Here is a 16,745-nt window from a genome sequence, read left to right on the forward strand (position 1 = left end):
GTATGCCTGAGGATTTGAAGCGGGGGTTAGGCGGATATGCTGGAGTATGAACGTAAGCTGTGGAGTGAAGGCTGCCAGGCGATTGCTGGTGTGGATGAAGTCGGTCGGGGCTGCCTGTTCGGCGATGTCGTCGCTGCTGCAGTCATTTTGCCGCCTGATCTGGTCATTGAAGGGGTAAATGATTCCAAGAAGCTCTCGGAGAAAAAGCGGGATCAGCTTTATGATATCATTATCGAAAAGTGTATCGCGTGGTCGGTTACCCGTGTAGAAGCTGCTGAAATTGACCGCATTAATATTAAGCAGGCGGCTAGGCTTGCGATGAAGCTTTCCATCGAATCATTGGCGATAGAGCCTGATTATTTGCTCATTGACGCGGAGAAAGTGGATGTGCCAAAGCCGCAGCTTGCGATCATCAAAGGAGATGCCAACAGCCAGACGATTGCTGCTGCATCTATTTTGGCGAAGGTGACACGCGACCGTTTATGTGTGGATGAATGGGAGCAGCAGTATCCAGAATACGGCATAGCGGTACATAAGGGCTACCCAACCAAGCTGCATCGCGAGCGTCTGCTAGAGTATGGTGCGAGCCCGCTGCATCGCAAAACCTTTCTTGGGAAAATATTTGCGGAGCAGCAGCAATTATTCTAAATGAGCAAATCGAGTTGTTGATGATAGAATGAAGCGATCTGGCGATTGCTTGACTTGCTTTGACAAGCGTAAATGGCTGTTGCCGTCCTCTGGTGGCAAAAGCCGATTCGCGATAAATATAAGCCTTTTTACAAGGGGAAACTTATAAATTCTTATATTTAAAGAAAGACGGCATGCTGCTGGTGCAGCGCATATGCCGTCTTTTTTGTATAATTGAGGTTATACAAGGTAGATTGAGCCGGCAGCATATAAGCTGATTCATCATACGAAGGCGACTAGCCGATAAAGGTAATAAAGCATGTTTTGTTAGCGAAGCCGGATGAAGCCTGACAGGCTTAAGCTGAATTTCATCGTAAAACGGGAGCGATGGCAATGAATATTGGACAAATGATGAGAAGCATGCTGGGCGAAGCGTCGGGAACGGATATACGCTCGGCTGAGCTTAAGCCGGGACAGACGGTACGCGCCCTGGTGCTGCAGGTATCGGATAACAATGAGGCATTAGTGCAGATCAACGGCGTGCAGGTAAGGGCCACGCTTGAGGTGCCGTTAGCCGCTGGACAAGCAGCGATGCTTCAGGTTGGAGCGCAGGCGGAAGGCGGCCTTATTATGCTGAAGCAAATAGACGCCGCGCTTGCCGAGCTGCCGGAGCAGTCAATCAAGGATTTGCTTAAGCAGTTTGCTTTGCCTGACCAGAAATGGGCGGCGCAAATCATAAAGAACTTAAACCAGGAAGGCATCCCGTTGAATAAGGATGCCGCGCAGGTGTTTCAGCAAGCGGGGGCAGCTATGCCCGCCGGCGCGGATACGGAGCAATGGATGCAGGCGGCAGCCTCTGCATTCAAGCGTGGTTTGCCTGTGACAGCTGCCACGATTAGTGCGCTGCAGCAGGTGATGTTTGGTCCAGCGGCGCATGAGCTGCTGGACCAGCTGAGCCAGCTGGCGACGCCTGCGGCTGCAGCCGGCGGCAAGGAAGCCGCCGGCGGGCAGGCGCAGGCGGGCGGGAAGGAGTCCCAGCTGGCTCAGCAGCTGGGCAAGCTGCAAGCGCTGCTCGGCGAAGGCGCAGAGCTGCTGCGGGGGCTTGGCGGCGGCGAGAAGCCGGGAGCCGCCGCTGGCGAAGCCGGGCGCGCGAATGCGCTGCAGCCGCGCGGAGCAGAAGCAGGAGCTGCCGCGGCGAGAGCGGCGGAGACGGCAGGCAGTGGGCAGACCGCGAAGATGAGCGGGGCTGAAGCGGCTGTGGCAGCGAGCAAAGGCGATGCTGCTGCTGGAAGCAGTGCCGCCGCTCTGACAGGAGCGGCAGGCAAGGCAGAGGTCAGCCCGGCCAACTGGCTTGGCCAGATGATGAAGTGGCTCGGTGTCGATCACGAGCAGCAGCTCGGAAAGCAGCTGCTTGGCATTCAGACACAGCCAGCAGCAGGCTCGACTGAGCAAGGGGCCGCAGAACCAGAGGCGGGCGCTGCCAATCAGGCCCGTAGCGGCGCAGAACAGGCACTGCGTGGTGATAACGCAGCTGGGCGCAATGCAAGCTCGGCTCAGCTGCAAGAGCGTTCAGGGGCAGCTGAGCGTCCTCTAGCAGCCGCCCAAGCGCAGCAGCAGGCAGCAGCAGCGAGCGACAAGCTTCCAGAAGGCAGCAAGCTTAGCGCTGACTTGCTGAAAGCCGATTCTTCGGTGAATACGACGCAAGGGCACAAAGCTGAGCCATTGCCAGCACTTGCTCAAGATCATAAGCAGAGCATTCAAGAATCGCTGAAAAGCGTGCTGCTCGCACTGTCCACTTCCGATGACGCGCCGGCCGCGCTTAAAGAGACGGCGCAGCAGCTGGTGCAGCATATTACAGGCCAGCAGCTGCTAATGTCGCCTGAGCGTAATGGCGCTCTTTTTAGCCATCTCACCGTCTTTGTTCCTTTTAAGGGGGATGACGGCAATCAGACGGCATCGGTTCATATTCAAACGCGCCGAGGCCGCAAAGGCGAGCTGGATGCGGATAATTGCCGGCTGCTATTTGATTTATCGATGAAAACGCTAGGAGATACGGTAGTAGATGTCCATGTTGTGGACAAAATAGTAAGCTTGACGCTGTGGAACAATCATCCGGCAATGGATGGACTAGCCCAGTCTTCCCGAGCAGAGGTAGCAGACAGCTTGAATCAGGCGGGCTACCAATTGCTGTCGCTGCGAACCTCCCCGATTGTTGAGAATGAAGCAAATGCAGCTGAGGGAGCAGCAGAAGGACATATAACTGCCCCGAGGACGTTTCTTTCCGGCCGTTATAAAGGGGTTGACCTGAAAGCATGAGCACAGAAGAAAACAAAAATAATAAGCCTGAACCGATACGGCGGGCGGTTGCGCTCAAATACGAGCCGGGCGTCGGAACAGCGCCTGTCGTCGTTGCGAAGGGCAAAGGCTATTTAGCAGAGCAGCTAATAGAAAAGGCGAAGGAAAACGGCATACCGATGCAGGAGGATGCTTCGCTTGTAGAGGTGTTGTCAAAGCTTGATATCGATCAGACGATTCCACCTGAGCTCTATACGCTGGTAGCGGAAATACTCAGCTTTGTTTATCGCTCCGATCGTAAGGCGAGGGATTTGAATGACTAATAGAAAGCCAGATCAGCCTGATCTAACGAGCAGCAAGCGGGCGGACAAGCGCAAATGGACCGGAAAGCTTGGGGAAGCTGCTGCAGAAGCCTATTTACTGGATGCAGGCTATACGATTGAGGAGCGCAACTGGCGCTGCCGATCGGGAGAGCTGGATCTCATTGTGTGCGGGGAAGACAAGCTGGTGTTTGTCGAGGTGCGTACACGCCGGTCAGGCGGGCGGTTCGGGACAGCTGCTGAGTCGGTCGATTGGCGCAAGCAAAAACAGGTGGCGGAGACAGCACAAGTCTATTTAAAGCTGACTCGGCAGCTAGAGCGCAGCATACGCTTCGATGTCATTGCTATTACGCTGGAGCACGATGATGCCATAAGTGAGCTGAAGCATATAACAGCTGCCTTTTAACGGAGTATCGTTCAATTGAAAACCTTTGACGTGCCGTGTGAGTCCCATCAATTAGATACTGGAAGCCTTTCTGCTAAAAATGAAAGGAGCATCACCGCGCAATAGGCGGTGATGCTCCTTTTGTAGTTTGATTGATTACTTGTTTAAGTAGGCGCTACCCTCATAAGCTGAGCTTTCGATATTGAATAGCTTCTGCTATATGCTCTATCTCGATATAAGGGCTGCCTTCAACATCAGCTACAGTTCGCGAAAGGCGCATAATGCGGTCATGGGCACGCATGCTGATAGGGAGCGTCTGGAGCGCGTGCCCAAGCAGCTCAGCAGCATCCTGACGAATCAGCATCGCCCGGTGCAGAGCTGAGCCGGACAAGCTCGCATCCGTGATGATTTTCAGCTGTGCAAAACGTTCCTTCTGCCGTTCACGTGCTCTTTGCACTTGATAGCGCATCACTTCAGAAGACAGAGGTTTTCGATTGCGATCCGTTATCGTGCTGCCAAGGTCAATGGGCTGCGGAACCTCAAGCTGAATATCGATCCGGTCGAGAAGCGGACCGGACAGCTTGGCTTTATAACGGGCAATAACGGCGTCTGTACACGTGCAGCGTTTATCTGATGTTTCATGCCCTGAAAATCCGCAAGGGCATGGATTAAAGGACACAGCTAAAATCAGTCGCGCTGGAAAATGAAAGACGGCGCTAGAGCGGGCAATCGTCACAATGCCATCTTCCAATGGCTGCCTTAGCACCTCAAGGGTTTGGCGAGAAAACTCAGGCAGCTCGTCCAAATACAGCACTCCATGGTGGGCGAGCGTCACTTCGCCGGGCTTTGGCACAGAGCCGCCGCCTACAAGTCCGCCTGCAGAAATCGTATGATGCGGGGCGCGGAAAGGAGCAGCCGCGATAAGGCCTTGATTGTCAGTAGAAAGCTTGCCGGCAGCGCTGTATATTTTGGTCACTTCAATCGCTTCCTGCTCGGAAAGAGGCGGGAGAATGCTTGGAAGCCTGCGAATCATCATCGTTTTCCCGGTGCCTGGCGGGCCTGAAAACAGCACATTATGCCGGCCTGCAGCAGCAATAACAAGCGCACGCTTGGCTAGCTGCTGACCGATAACATCGCTGTAGTCGCCGCAGTCAGGCGCAAGCATAGGTTTATTTTCAGCCAACAGCCCTAAATAGCTCTTGCTGCCACTGCGTTGTTCCGGAGTGTAGCGAATGGCCTCCAGTCCCTCGCTGCCTTGTGGACGCAAATCCATTAAATGCGTGATTCCAAACAGCTCCATACCGGCTATCCAGGCAGCCTCCGGAGCATTGGCGATCGGTAGCAGCACGCGGCGGATGCCTGATTTTTTGGCCTGTTCGATCATCGCAAGCACGCCCGTAACCGGCCTAATAGAGCCGTTAAGCGACAGCTCGCCGAGCATCATCGTGTGATGAAAGTGGGCCGCATTTAATTGCCCGCTAGCCGCCAAAATGCCAGCAGCAATTGCAAGGTCAAACGCCGTGCCTTCCTTGCGTAAATCGGCCGGGGCGAGGTTGACGGTAATACGCTCCATCGGGAAGGTGAAGCCGCTGTTTTTAATGGCAGCCCTTACCCGTTCGACGGATTCCCGCACAGCAGGGTCAGGCAGCCCAACTACCGCAATTTGCGGCAGGCCGCTTGCAATATCAACCTCAACTGCAATTTCTTTGCCTTCGACGCCATAAACAGTCGCGCTCTGCATTAAGCTGAACATAACAAAAAGCACCTCCAATTAGTGGGATGAAGGTGCTTCCTTACGTCCTGTATGTTGCGTGTATGATTTTAAATGAAATGCCGCATTGAATGTTCTTATGGAGTAGCAAAAGCCTGCTTGGTGCAAACTAATCATAATGGGCGCTGTCCATTTTTGTCAAATATTGAATGAAAGGGTAGCGGTGAGGAGCAAAAGGCTGTAAATTAGCGGATTTTGACGTTTAATCTCAAATTGAGATTGAACCCATATCAAAAAAGCCGAAGTCTTCTTGCACGAATATAAGGTAACATCAGAGGAAAAATGCTATGATAATAGATGTTTGTGTACATACGACTGATTTTGGTCTATGAAATGGAGGATTTCAACAATGAATATCCATGAGTATCAAGGCAAAGCGTTATTGAAACAGTATGGTGTAGTTGTGCCTGAGGGCAAAGTTGCGTTCACCGTTGATGAAGCGGTTGCAGCAGCAGAAGAGCTTGGTACGAAAGTTGTTGTTGTAAAAGCACAAATCCATGCGGGCGGCCGTGGTAAAGCTGGCGGTGTTAAAGTCGCAAAAAGCTTGGATGAAGTTCGCGCATATGCAGGAGAAATCCTTGGAAAAGTGCTCGTTACGCATCAAACAGGTCCAGAAGGCAAAGAAGTTAAGCGCCTTCTTATTGAGCAGGGCTGCGACATCAAGAAAGAATATTATATCGGTGCTGTTCTTGACCGTGGCACAGGCCGCGTCGTCATTATGGCTTCAGAGGAAGGCGGCACGGAGATTGAAGAAGTGGCCGAGCATTCCCCTGAGAAAATTTTCAAGGAAATCGTTGATCCAGCTGTAGGCTTGCAAGTGTTCCAAGCACGTAAGCTTGCTTATGCAATCAACATTCCAACTCCGCTTGTTAACAAGGCTGTTAAATTCATGATCTCCTTGTACAACGCTTTCGTTGAGAAAGATTGTTCTATTGCCGAGATCAATCCGCTTGTCGTAACTGGCGATGGTGAAGTAATGGCACTGGATGCGAAGCTGAATTTTGACTCCAATGCCCTGTACCGTCACAAGGATATTGTCGCATTGCGCGATTTGGAAGAGGAAGATGCGAAAGAAATCGAAGCTTCCAAATACGATCTCAGCTATATTGCCCTTGATGGCAACATCGGCTGCATGGTTAATGGCGCAGGCCTTGCTATGGCGACAATGGACATTATCAAATATTATGGCGGCGACCCTGCGAACTTCCTGGACGTAGGCGGCGGTGCAACTAAAGAGAAAGTAACAGAAGCTTTCAAAATCATTTTGTCCGATGAAAATGTTAAAGGTATTTTCGTTAATATTTTTGGCGGCATTATGCGTTGTGACGTTATTGCGGATGGCGTTATCTCGGCAGCTAAGGAAATTGGCCTGGATCGTCCGCTTGTCGTAAGACTGGAAGGCACGAATGTTGATTTGGGTAAAAAAATGCTGAACGAGTCGGGACTGAACATCGTAGCAGCGGACTCTATGTCAGACGGCGCACAAAAAATTGTCGCTCTCGTGAAATAAATACGCGTATGAATTCATGGACGGGGATGTGAGATTCGATGAGCATTTTGGTAAACAAAGATACTAAAGTTATTACGCAAGGGATTACAGGCGCAACAGGCTTGTTCCATGCGAAAGGCGCACTCGATTACGGTACGCAAATGGTAGGCGGAGTAACGCCGGGTAAAGGCGGAACTAACGTTGACATTACTCTTGAAAACGGTTCAACGGTATCGCTTCCAGTGTTTAACACAGTTGAACAAGCGGTAAAAGCGACAGGCGCTACAGCTTCGGTTATTTATGTGCCGCCAGCATTTGCAGCTGATTCGATTCTTGAAGCGGTTGACGCTGGTCTTGATCTTGTTATTTGTATTACGGAAGGTATTCCGGTACTGGACATGGTCAAAGTTAAGCGTTATATGGACGGCAGCAAAACGACGCTGATCGGCCCTAACTGTCCAGGTGTTATTACACCAGACGAATGTAAAATCGGCATTATGCCAGGCTACATTCATACGAAAGGCCATGTAGGCGTTGTTTCCCGCTCGGGAACATTGACTTACGAGGCGGTTCACCAACTGACGACTCGCGGCATTGGACAATCCTCTGCAGTCGGTATTGGCGGCGACCCAGTGAAAGGCTCCGAGTTTATTGACATTTTGAGCCGTTTCAATGACGACCCTGATACTTACGCGGTTATTATGATCGGTGAAATTGGCGGTACAGCAGAAGAAGAAGCGGCAGAATGGGTTAAAGCCAATATGAAAAAGCCGGTTGTAGGCTTTATTGGCGGCGCAACAGCGCCTCCAGGCAAACGTATGGGCCATGCTGGCGCGATCATTTCCGGAGGCAAAGGAACAGCTGCTGAAAAAATCGCTACGCTTGAAGCATGCGGAATTAAAGTAGCACCAACCCCTTCGGATATGGGCTCCACGCTCGTATCGGTGCTTGAAGAGCAAGGCCTGTTAGAAAAATGTACAACTGCTGCAAAATAATAAAGTTTTAAAAAAGGTAAGCAACCTTTCGATTCCCGCTAGCGGGAGCTGAAAGGTTGCTTTTTTTTTATGAAGATGAGAGGGCGACTTGCATTCTTCAGCCATGTAACGCACAATAGGAAGGAATGTAAGGGCGTGCCTCATTATAATGGAGGCCGATTTATATGGACCGTGATCATGACGAATGCAGACAAATAATAATTATGCTTAGCGAAGTGCCAGGCATTGGCTGGCGCACGATTCAGAAGGCAGTAGCCAGCGGCGCGTGGCGAGAGTGCGGCGGTCAGGATGAAGCAGCCTATGTTAAGGCTGGCTTCAGCACCCAGCAGGCACGATCGGCTGTTAAGAGAATAGGGCAAGGACTTGTTGCTCCAGGCTCTTCCTATGAAAAGGCGGCTCAGCTAGGAGCAGCAGTGATTACATCGCTTGATGCGGCTTATCCAAAATATTTGCTGCAAATTCCGCAGCCGCCGTGGGTGTTGTATGCGCTTGGCCGGATGGAGCTGTTGAAGCGTCCAATTGTAGCAGTCGTCGGAACGCGCAATCCTACCGCATATGGGCGTCATACTGCTTCTATGCTCACTGAGCAGCTTTCGGCAGGCGGAATGACTATTGCGAGCGGTTTAGCCCGTGGAATCGATAGCAAGGCGCATGAAGCGGCTCTGCGTGGAGCTGGAAGCACGATAGCTGTGCTTGCATGCGCCGTAGATTGTTGTTATCCTTCAGAGAATAGAACTTTGTACCGCCAAATAGCGGAAGAGGGGCTATTGCTCTCGGAAACGCCAATCGGCACACCGCTGCATCCAGGCATGTTTCCGCTGCGAAACCGGATTATCGCAGGACTTTCCCTTGGCACACTCGTCATAGAGGGTGCAATTGGCAGCGGTTCTTTGATTACTGCGGCGCAAGCGCTGGATATGAACCGTGATTTATTCGCTGTGCCAGGCCCGATTTCTTCTCCCAAAAGCGAAGGGCCTAATGCGCTTATTCGCCAAGGAGCAAAGCTAGTTAGCGCGGCTGAGCATATTTTCGAAGAATACGCATGGCTTGGCGATGAATGGCTTAAACATTCGCATTCTTCTGCCTCTTCACAGCGCCAATCGGACAAGGAATTGTCCGCTGATGAACGAAAAATTATCGCACTGCTGCGAGAGCGACCATTATCCATTAATGAATTACACCAGCTGATTGCGGTTCCTTTTGGACATTTAAGCGCTCTTCTGATAAATTTATGTATAAAACGTAGGATCGAGCAGCAGTCTGGATCGCTATATATAGCATTGTAGTAAGCAGTAGAGAGGGGGGCGCCTAACGTGGCAGACTCATTAGTTATCGTCGAATCACCAGCCAAAGCGAAAACAATAGGCAAGTATTTAGGAAGCAAATATATTGTTAAGGCTTCCATGGGCCATATTCGCGATTTGCCGAAAAGTCAGATTGGCGTCGAAGTTGAAAATGATTTCAATCCAAAATATATTACGATTCGCGGCAAAGGCAGCGTATTGAAAGAACTCAAAAGCGCCAGCAAAAAAGTGAAGCATGTTTATCTGGCGGCTGACCCGGATCGCGAAGGGGAGGCTATTGCTTGGCATTTGGCCCATTATTTGGAGCTTGATGCCTCGGATACTTGCCGCGTTGTATTTAATGAAATAACGAAGCAGGCGGTTAAGGATGCTTTTAAGACGCCGCGCAAAATCAATATGGATCTGGTTAATGCGCAGCAGGCCAGACGTATTTTAGACCGTCTTGTCGGCTACAAAATCAGCCCGCTTCTATGGAAAAAAGTCAAAAAAGGCCTTTCCGCTGGCCGCGTGCAGTCTGTATGCGTCAAGCTGATTATTGACCGTGAAAATGAAATCGATGAATTTGTGCCGGAAGAATATTGGTCGATTACTGCAAAGGTTTCGCAAAACGGTGTTCCATTTGAGGCCAAATACCATTCCATCGGCGGCGAGAAGCGCGAGCTCGGCAACGAGCAGGAAATGCAAGCCGTGCTGGATGCGATGGAAAGCGGCTCCGATTTTAAAGTAGCGGAAGTGAAGGAAAAAGAGCGTTTGCGCAATCCTGCACCTCCTTTTATTACGAGCTCCCTGCAGCAGGAAGCCGCCCGTAAGCTTGGTTTCAGGGCGTCTAAGACGATGTCGGTTGCCCAGCAGCTTTATGAAGGTGTAGAGCTAGGCAAGGAAGGCACGGTCGGTCTAATTACATATATGAGAACGGACTCCACTCGTATATCCCCGATTGCGCAGGAAGAAGCGAAGGAATATATTACGGAACGCTACGGCGCTCCTTATATGCCAGAGCAGCTTCGCGTTTATGCGAAAAAGAACAGCAATGCCCAAGATGCGCATGAAGCGATCAGACCAACGGCAATTATGCGTGATCCGGATACGATGAAGCCGTTTCTCAGCCGTGATCAGTTCCGGTTGTATAAACTGGTATGGGAACGTTTCGTATCCAGCCAAATGTCCTCGGCCGTTCTTGATACGATGACCGTTGATATGTTATCTGGCGAAGTGAAGTTCCGTGCGAATGGATCGAAAGTCAAGTTTGCCGGCTTCATGAAAGTATATGTGGAAGGCAATGATGATGGGGCAGAGGAAGAGCATAAGTTCCTCCCGCCAATCGAGCCAGGAGATATGATCCCAGCAGAAGCCATTGAGCCTAAACAGCATTTCACCCAGCCGCCGCCGCGTTTTACGGAGGCCAGACTCGTGAAAACGCTTGAGGAGCTCGGCATAGGGCGGCCGAGTACGTATGCGCCGACGCTGGAAACGATTCAGAAGCGTGGATATGTGGCGATAGAAGAGAAGAAATTTGTGCCGACTGAGCTTGGTGACCTTGTTATTCAGCTGATGGAAGAGTTTTTCCCGGAAATTCTCAATGCTGAATTTACAGCCAACATGGAAGGGGATCTCGACCATGTGGAGGAAGGCTCGCAGGATTGGGTCAAAGTGCTCGCAACCTTCTACGACTCGTTTGAGAAGCGTCTGGAAGTAGCGGAAGAGGAAATGAAGGAAATTGAAATTCAAGATGAGGTTTCCGATGAAATTTGTGAAAAATGCGGTCGTCATTTGGTTTATAAAATGGGACGCTTCGGCAAATTCCTCGCATGCTCCGGCTTTCCGGATTGCCGCAATACGAAGCCGATCGTTAAGGATATCGGCGTGCCTTGCCCGAAATGTGAGGAAGGCAAAATTATTGAAAGACGCAGTAAAAAAGGCCGGATTTTCTACGGCTGTGATACGTATCCGGCTTGCGATTATGTTTCATGGGATAAGCCTTCAGGCAAACCATGTCCGAAATGCGAAAGCATGCTCGTAGAAAAACGCAATCGCAGCGGTGCAAAGTTGCAATGTCCTACATGCGATTATTCAGAAGAGCTGCAGGATGAAGAACACGAAGAAGCATAGAGCAGCATCATGATGCTGTGCACAGCTCCACATGTTTGTGGACCCGGTCCTCCCTGTATAGGGAGGACAGCTGTGCTTTATCCGTCCTGTAGGTTTGACCCGAAATTTCATGAAAAAAATGATATTTATTTGCGCGAAGCGCGTATTATGATTTGGAGGTAAGTTCATTGTCATCATCATCCTATCCAAAAGTCACCGTTATCGGAGCTGGCCTAGCCGGCAGCGAAGCGGCTTGGCAAATCGCATCCCAAGGCGTCCCAGTTGTACTCTATGAAATGCGGCCTGAGACGAAAACGCCAGCCCATCATACGAATCAATTTGCTGAGCTGGTATGCAGCAACAGCTTGCGTGCCAATGGACTTGCAAATGCCGTAGGCGTATTGAAAGAGGAAATGCGCCAACTGGATTCGCTCATTCTTGGCTGCGCTGATCGTCATGCGGTACCTGCAGGCGGAGCGCTTGCAGTTGACCGGGATGGATTTTCCGGCGAAGTAACGCGTCTTCTGCATGAGCATCCGCTTGTTGAAGTCCGCAATGAGGAAGTTACGGAAATTCCAACGGACGGAATCGTCATTATTGCGACGGGTCCGCTTACAGCTCCAGCCTTGTCCGAGCAAGTACGCGAGCTGCTGGGTGAAGAATATTTCTATTTCTATGATGCTGCTGCGCCGATTGTGGAGAAGGATTCTATCGATATGAGCAAGGTTTATCTCGCGTCCCGCTATGATAAAGGGGAAGCCGCTTATTTGAACTGCCCGATGACGGAAGAGGAATTCGAAATCTTTCATGATGCGCTCGTTAATGCCGAGAAAGCGGAAATAAAAGATTTTGAAAAAGAAGTTTATTTTGAGGGCTGCATGCCCATTGAAGTTATTGCGAGCCGTGGCAAGCAAACGGTGCTGTTTGGGCCGATGAAGCCAGTTGGACTTGTGAACCCGCATACGGGCAAGCTGCCACATGCCGTTATTCAATTGCGTCAGGACAATGCTGCTGGTACACTGTATAACCTGGTTGGGTTTCAAACGCATTTGAAATGGGGCGAGCAGAAGCGGGTATTCTCGCTAATACCGGGTCTTGAAAATGCCGAGTTTGTGCGTTTCGGTGTTATGCACCGCAATACGTTCATAAATTCGCCACGATTGCTGGAGCCGACCTATCAGCTTAAAAATCGCCCTACCTTATTTTTTGCCGGCCAGATGACAGGTGTTGAAGGTTATGTGGAATCAGCGGCTTCCGGTCTGATCGCTGGATTCAACGCTGCCCGGCTTGCGCGCAATCTTGAACCGCTTGTGCTTCCTGGAGACACGACGCTTGGCAGCATGGCGCAGTATATTACGACGGCGGATTTCAAACATTTTCAGCCTATGAATGCGAATTTTGGGTTGTTCCCGCCGCTTGAAAAACGCTTGAAGAGCAAGAAGGAAAAGAATGAAGCGATTGCAAACCGTGCGCTTTCTGGTGTTGAGAAATTTAAGCAGGAGCATTTCACTCATTTGGTAAACAGCTAGTTATGGTCACATAGCTATTTTGAAGATTTTGATCAGTACAGGCGCATTTGCATAGAGGAGGCGAAGAGATGGAAATGGAATTTCATGCAACGACGATTTGCGCAGTCCGTCACGAGGGGAAAGGCGCGATTGCAGGTGATGGTCAAGTCACATTCGGCAACAGCATGGTTATGAAAAATAAAGCGAAAAAGGTACGCCGCTTGTATCGCGGGCAAGTCGTCGCAGGTTTTGCTGGCTCGGTTGCTGATGCAATTACGCTTTTTGAGAAGTTTGAGGCGAAGCTTGAAGAGCATCATGGCAATTTGCAGCGCTCAGCTGTAGAACTGGCGAAGGAATGGCGCTCGGATCGCGTGCTGCGCAAACTGGAAGCAATGATGCTGGTTATGGATCAGACGGGACTTTTGCTGATTTCAGGAAATGGCGAAATTATTGAGCCGGATGACGGCCTCTTGGCCATTGGCTCGGGCGGCAGCTTTGCTTTGTCGGCAGCTAGAGCACTCAAGCGCCATGCCACTCATCTGGATGCGAAGGAAATGGCACGTTCGGCTCTGGAAATTGCAGCAGATATTTGCGTCTATACGAATCACAATATTATTGTCGAAGAAATCGGCTCTTAAGCGGAGGAGATTAATATGGCAAATGCAGCGTTAACACCAAGAGAGATCGTAGCGGAGCTGGATAAGTATATTGTCGGTCAAAAGCCTGCCAAACGTTCGGTCGCGATCGCTTTGCGCAATCGTTATCGCAGAAGTCAGCTTGATGAAGCGTTGCGTGATGAGGTTGTGCCGAAGAACATTTTGATGATCGGGCCTACTGGCGTTGGTAAAACAGAAATCGCACGCAGATTGGCAAAGCTTGTAAAAGCGCCTTTCGTGAAGCTGGAAGCGACTAAATTCACCGAGGTAGGTTATGTAGGGCGTGACGTTGAATCCATGGTTCGCGATTTGGTTGAAACAGCGATCCGCATGGTGAAAACGGAAAAAACCGAGCAGGTTAAAGATAAAGCGGAGAAGCTGGCAAACGAATTGCTGGTGACGCTGCTTGTTCCTTCGAAAGCAAAGGAAAAGACGCAAAAAAATCCGTTCGAAATGTTGTTTGGCAACCAGCAAAACGACAATTTGCAAGCTGAAGAGCCAGAGCATGATCAGACGATTGTGCAGAAACGCGCTCAGGTGCAGGCAGATCTTGCTGCTGGCAAGCTGGAAAATGAAATGGTCGAGGTTGAGATTGAAGATGCTGCTCCGAATATGCTGGACATGCTAGCAGGCGGTCCAGGCCCCGAAGGCATGGGCATGAATATGCAGGAGCTGTTCGGACAACTGATGCCGAAAAAAACGAAGCGGCGCAAGCTGCCGGTTAAGGAAGCGCGTAAAGTGCTTATTCAGGAAGAAGCAAACAAGCTGATCAATATGGATGATGTGATTTCTGAATCGGTTACACGTGCTGAACAATCAGGCATTATTTTTATCGATGAAATTGACAAAATTGCGAGTTCCTCGCGTGGCAATGGCCCAGACGTTTCGCGCGAAGGCGTGCAGCGTGATATTTTGCCGATCGTTGAAGGCTCGACGGTTATGACAAAATATGGTCCGGTAAAAACGGATTATGTGCTCTTTATTGCTGCTGGTGCTTTCCATATTGCGAAACCATCCGATTTGATTCCCGAGCTGCAAGGCCGTTTTCCGATTCGGGTGGAGCTTACATCGCTTACGCTTGACGATTTTGTGAGCATTTTGAAGGAACCGAAAAACGCGCTGACTAAGCAGTACACAGCACTGCTGCAAACCGAAGGCATTGAAATCGAATTTTCAGATGAGGCCATTCATGAGCTGGCATCTATTGCAGCAGAAGTGAATCGGAATACCGAAAATATCGGAGCAAGAAGATTGCATACGATTTTGGAAAAGCTGCTGGAGGATCTGTCCTTCGAAGCGCCTGATATTACGCTGGACCATATGCTGATCACACCGGAATATGTTCGTGAAAAGCTGGGAAGCATTGCGCAAAATAAAGATTTGAGTCAATATATATTGTAGTTGGTATGAGTTTTAGGAGGCAATGGCATGACGCTATTAACAAAAACAAGGACGCTAAACCGCCTGCTGCAGCGGGCGGCTGGCAAACCGCTTATTTTCAGAGAAATGGCGGAGGTGCTGACCAGCACCATTCAAACGAGTGTATTTGTCGTAAGCCGCAAGGGAAAGGTGCTTGGCTGTGCGGCTGTGAATCCGCATGATCATGACTCGCTGCGTTCCATGTCTGCGGAAGAGCTGCGTTTCCCGCAGGAAAGCAATGAGCAATTTCTTGAAATGACAGAATCGGTTACGAATGTGGCGCCGGATGCTGGGGTTTATGAGACTTTTCCATCGCTGGGGCAGCAGGAAATTATGACGGTTGTTCCAATAACAGGTGGCGGAGATCGCTTGGGTACGCTAATCTTGACACGGCATCAAGGTGCTTTTGACGACGATGATTTAGTGTTAGCGGAATATGGATCTACAATCGTCGGTATGGAGATCTTGCGGGAGCGTTCGGTAGAAATTGAGCATGAGGCACGTAGTCGCGCCGTCGTGTCGGTTGCTATTGGTTCGTTATCGTTCAGTGAGCTTGAGGCAGTCGAGCATATTTTCGAACAACTGGAAGGCAAGGAAGGGCTGCTTGTAGCCTCTAAAATTGCTGACAGGGTCGGTATTACTAGGTCTGTAATCGTAAATGCCCTTAGGAAATTAGAAAGTGCGGGGGTCATTGAGACTAGATCGCTCGGAATGAAGGGAACTTACATTAAGATATTAAATCACCAACTTCTTCAAGAACTGGAAAAAATTAAATCATGAAATATGAGTCTATACGACTAAAAAAGCCCTTTCTTTTTATAAAGATAGGGCTTTTTTCTTATTGTAATAATTTGGAGAATTGTTGAATATAAACATGTCGGCAAATATCGACAGCATGATCTCATTTTTTTAATAATTTAATGTCGAACAAAGCAGGAATGCTACGAAGAGTGTTGAATAACTAATATTAGGATCTTTTAATTATCGAAAGTGGTGATAATAAAGTGAACTTATTGAGCGGATCTTCTTTCCAAAGGCTAGAGGGGGCAGTTCATGCAGCAGAAATGCGGCAAAATGTCATTTCGAATAATATAGCCAATGTGGATACCCCGCATTTTAAACGATCAGAGGTTGAATTCGAACAGCTTTTGGAACAACAAATGGGTAATAGCTCACCTAAGCTGAAAGGCAAGCTTACGAATTCAAGGCATATTCCTATAGGTGGGCTGGTCAATCCAACGCCTCAAGTCATAAGCGATAAAGACACCGCCATGAACAATAATGAGAATAATGTGGATATTGATCGAGAAATGTCGTTGCTTGCGAAAAATCAGCTCAGCTATAACGCTTATCTGCAGCAAATCAATCATGAAATCAAAATGATGCGAACAGGAATAGAAGGGAGAGGCTAAAGAGTGAAAATTTCCAGCGGATTTGATGCGAGCGCCTCTGCTCTAACCGCACAGCGCCTGCGAATGGATGTTATTTCTTCAAATATTGCGAATGCGGAAACGACGCGTGCTGGTTATGAGAACGGACAGTTCGTACCTTATAAACGGAAGATGGTCGTTTTGGAGCCGTTGAAATCAAGCTTTTCTAATACGCTGAATGCAAAAATGGGAAAAAATACAACGACTGGTGGGGTAAAGGTCGCGAAAATTATTGATGACACAGCCCCAACGAAGCTTGTATATAATCCTACCCATCCTGATGCCGATTCAAACGGTTATGTAAATATGCCGAATGTAGACGTCGCGAAAGAGATGGTTGATATGATTTCGGCGTCGCGTTCTTATGAAGCGAACGTCACAGCCATTAATTCTTCTAAAGCGATGTTTGTAAAAGCATTGGAGATTGGGAAGTAGCAACAACCATTAAACATTAGTCG

The 16,745-nt window shown here is 49.5% G+C and carries 15 protein-coding genes; 14 read left to right on the forward strand and 1 reads right to left on the reverse strand.

Annotation, left to right across the window (positions count from 1 at the left end; translation table 11 throughout):
- The first annotated feature begins 36 nt into the window (after positions 1-36).
- The 4 genes from MHB80_RS12630 (at position 37) to MHB80_RS12645 (ending at position 3,648) form a co-directional block, all read left to right on the forward strand.
- The gene (locus MHB80_RS12630) at positions 37-648 is read left to right on the forward strand and encodes a ribonuclease HII (RefSeq protein WP_341282457.1); all 612 of its coding nucleotides are present in this window, start codon (positions 37-39) and stop codon (positions 646-648) included.
- Positions 649-1,020: 372 nt separating this feature from the next.
- Positions 1,021-2,943 carry a hypothetical protein gene (locus MHB80_RS12635; RefSeq protein ID WP_341282458.1) on the forward strand — a complete coding sequence of 641 codons (1,923 nt, stop codon included), beginning with the start codon at positions 1,021-1,023 and terminating at the stop codon, positions 2,941-2,943.
- The gene (locus tag MHB80_RS12640) at positions 2,940-3,245 is read left to right on the forward strand and encodes an EscU/YscU/HrcU family type III secretion system export apparatus switch protein (protein ID WP_341282459.1); all 306 of its coding nucleotides are present in this window, start codon (positions 2,940-2,942) and stop codon (positions 3,243-3,245) included. The genes MHB80_RS12635 and MHB80_RS12640 overlap by 4 nt, the downstream gene beginning before the upstream one ends.
- A complete protein-coding gene (locus tag MHB80_RS12645; RefSeq protein WP_341282460.1) occupies positions 3,238-3,648 on the forward strand; it encodes a YraN family protein in 411 nt (136 codons plus the stop codon). Before MHB80_RS12640 ends, MHB80_RS12645 begins: the two co-directional genes overlap by 8 nt.
- Before the next feature lie 160 nt (positions 3,649-3,808).
- Here the strand turns inward: MHB80_RS12645 and MHB80_RS12650 are convergent, their stop codons facing one another.
- Positions 3,809-5,380 (reverse strand): YifB family Mg chelatase-like AAA ATPase, encoded by a 1,572-nt coding sequence (locus tag MHB80_RS12650; RefSeq protein WP_341282461.1) that lies wholly within the window; start codon positions 5,378-5,380, stop codon positions 3,809-3,811.
- Positions 5,381-5,747: 367 nt separating this feature from the next.
- On the opposite strand from MHB80_RS12650, the gene sucC reads away from it, so the two are divergent.
- The 10 genes from sucC (at position 5,748) to flgC (ending at position 16,722) form a co-directional block, all read left to right on the forward strand.
- A complete protein-coding gene (sucC, locus tag MHB80_RS12655; RefSeq protein ID WP_341282462.1) occupies positions 5,748-6,908 on the forward strand; it encodes an ADP-forming succinate--CoA ligase subunit beta in 1,161 nt (386 codons plus the stop codon).
- 38 nt (positions 6,909-6,946) lie between these two features.
- The gene (sucD, locus tag MHB80_RS12660; RefSeq protein ID WP_341282463.1) at positions 6,947-7,882 is read left to right on the forward strand and encodes a succinate--CoA ligase subunit alpha; all 936 of its coding nucleotides are present in this window, start codon (positions 6,947-6,949) and stop codon (positions 7,880-7,882) included.
- Between the two features lie 164 nt (positions 7,883-8,046).
- Entirely contained in the window at positions 8,047-9,168 is a 1,122-nt protein-coding gene (dprA, locus tag MHB80_RS12665) for a DNA-processing protein DprA (RefSeq protein WP_341282464.1), read from the forward strand.
- A gap of 27 nt (positions 9,169-9,195) precedes the next feature.
- Entirely contained in the window at positions 9,196-11,295 is a 2,100-nt protein-coding gene (gene topA, locus MHB80_RS12670) for a type I DNA topoisomerase (RefSeq protein WP_341282465.1), read from the forward strand.
- Between the two features lie 167 nt (positions 11,296-11,462).
- Positions 11,463-12,803: an FADH(2)-oxidizing methylenetetrahydrofolate--tRNA-(uracil(54)-C(5))-methyltransferase TrmFO gene (trmFO, locus tag MHB80_RS12675; RefSeq protein WP_341282466.1), complete on the forward strand. Its 1,341-nt coding sequence runs from the start codon at positions 11,463-11,465 to the stop codon at positions 12,801-12,803.
- A gap of 68 nt (positions 12,804-12,871) precedes the next feature.
- On the forward strand, positions 12,872-13,420 hold the full coding sequence (hslV, locus tag MHB80_RS12680) for an ATP-dependent protease subunit HslV (RefSeq protein WP_056038270.1): 549 nt from the start codon (positions 12,872-12,874) through the stop codon (positions 13,418-13,420).
- Positions 13,421-13,435: 15 nt separating this feature from the next.
- Positions 13,436-14,839 (forward strand): ATP-dependent protease ATPase subunit HslU, encoded by a 1,404-nt coding sequence (gene hslU / locus MHB80_RS12685; protein ID WP_341282467.1) that lies wholly within the window; start codon positions 13,436-13,438, stop codon positions 14,837-14,839.
- Positions 14,840-14,866: 27 nt separating this feature from the next.
- On the forward strand, positions 14,867-15,637 hold the full coding sequence (codY, locus tag MHB80_RS12690) for a GTP-sensing pleiotropic transcriptional regulator CodY (protein ID WP_341282468.1): 771 nt from the start codon (positions 14,867-14,869) through the stop codon (positions 15,635-15,637).
- Between the two features lie 224 nt (positions 15,638-15,861).
- On the forward strand, positions 15,862-16,269 hold the full coding sequence (flgB, locus tag MHB80_RS12695; RefSeq protein ID WP_341282469.1) for a flagellar basal body rod protein FlgB: 408 nt from the start codon (positions 15,862-15,864) through the stop codon (positions 16,267-16,269).
- 3 nt (positions 16,270-16,272) lie between these two features.
- The gene (gene flgC, locus MHB80_RS12700; RefSeq protein WP_341282470.1) at positions 16,273-16,722 is read left to right on the forward strand and encodes a flagellar basal body rod protein FlgC; all 450 of its coding nucleotides are present in this window, start codon (positions 16,273-16,275) and stop codon (positions 16,720-16,722) included.
- Positions 16,723-16,745: the final 23 nt, after the last annotated feature.

This window comes from Paenibacillus sp. FSL H8-0537, from assembly GCF_038051995.1.
In the GTDB taxonomy this organism is placed as follows: Bacteria; Bacillota; Bacilli; order Paenibacillales; family Paenibacillaceae; genus Pristimantibacillus.

What these genes read in the sequence shown, in the direction of transcription:
- MHB80_RS12630 (WP_341282457.1), top strand. Translation starts at nt 37, where the DNA reads ATGCTGGAGTATGAACGTAAGCTGTGGAGTGAAGGCTGCCAGGCGATT.
- MHB80_RS12635 (WP_341282458.1), top strand. Translation starts at nt 1,021, where the DNA reads ATGAATATTGGACAAATGATGAGAAGCATGCTGGGCGAAGCGTCGGGA.
- MHB80_RS12640 (WP_341282459.1), top strand. Translation starts at nt 2,940, where the DNA reads ATGAGCACAGAAGAAAACAAAAATAATAAGCCTGAACCGATACGGCGG.
- MHB80_RS12645 (WP_341282460.1), top strand. Translation starts at nt 3,238, where the DNA reads ATGACTAATAGAAAGCCAGATCAGCCTGATCTAACGAGCAGCAAGCGG.
- MHB80_RS12650 (WP_341282461.1), bottom strand. Translation starts at nt 5,380, where the DNA reads ATGTTCAGCTTAATGCAGAGCGCGACTGTTTATGGCGTCGAAGGCAAA.
- sucC (WP_341282462.1), top strand. Translation starts at nt 5,748, where the DNA reads ATGAATATCCATGAGTATCAAGGCAAAGCGTTATTGAAACAGTATGGT.
- sucD (WP_341282463.1), top strand. Translation starts at nt 6,947, where the DNA reads ATGAGCATTTTGGTAAACAAAGATACTAAAGTTATTACGCAAGGGATT.
- dprA (WP_341282464.1), top strand. Translation starts at nt 8,047, where the DNA reads ATGGACCGTGATCATGACGAATGCAGACAAATAATAATTATGCTTAGC.
- hslV (WP_056038270.1), top strand. Translation starts at nt 12,872, where the DNA reads ATGGAAATGGAATTTCATGCAACGACGATTTGCGCAGTCCGTCACGAG.
- hslU (WP_341282467.1), top strand. Translation starts at nt 13,436, where the DNA reads ATGGCAAATGCAGCGTTAACACCAAGAGAGATCGTAGCGGAGCTGGAT.
- codY (WP_341282468.1), top strand. Translation starts at nt 14,867, where the DNA reads ATGACGCTATTAACAAAAACAAGGACGCTAAACCGCCTGCTGCAGCGG.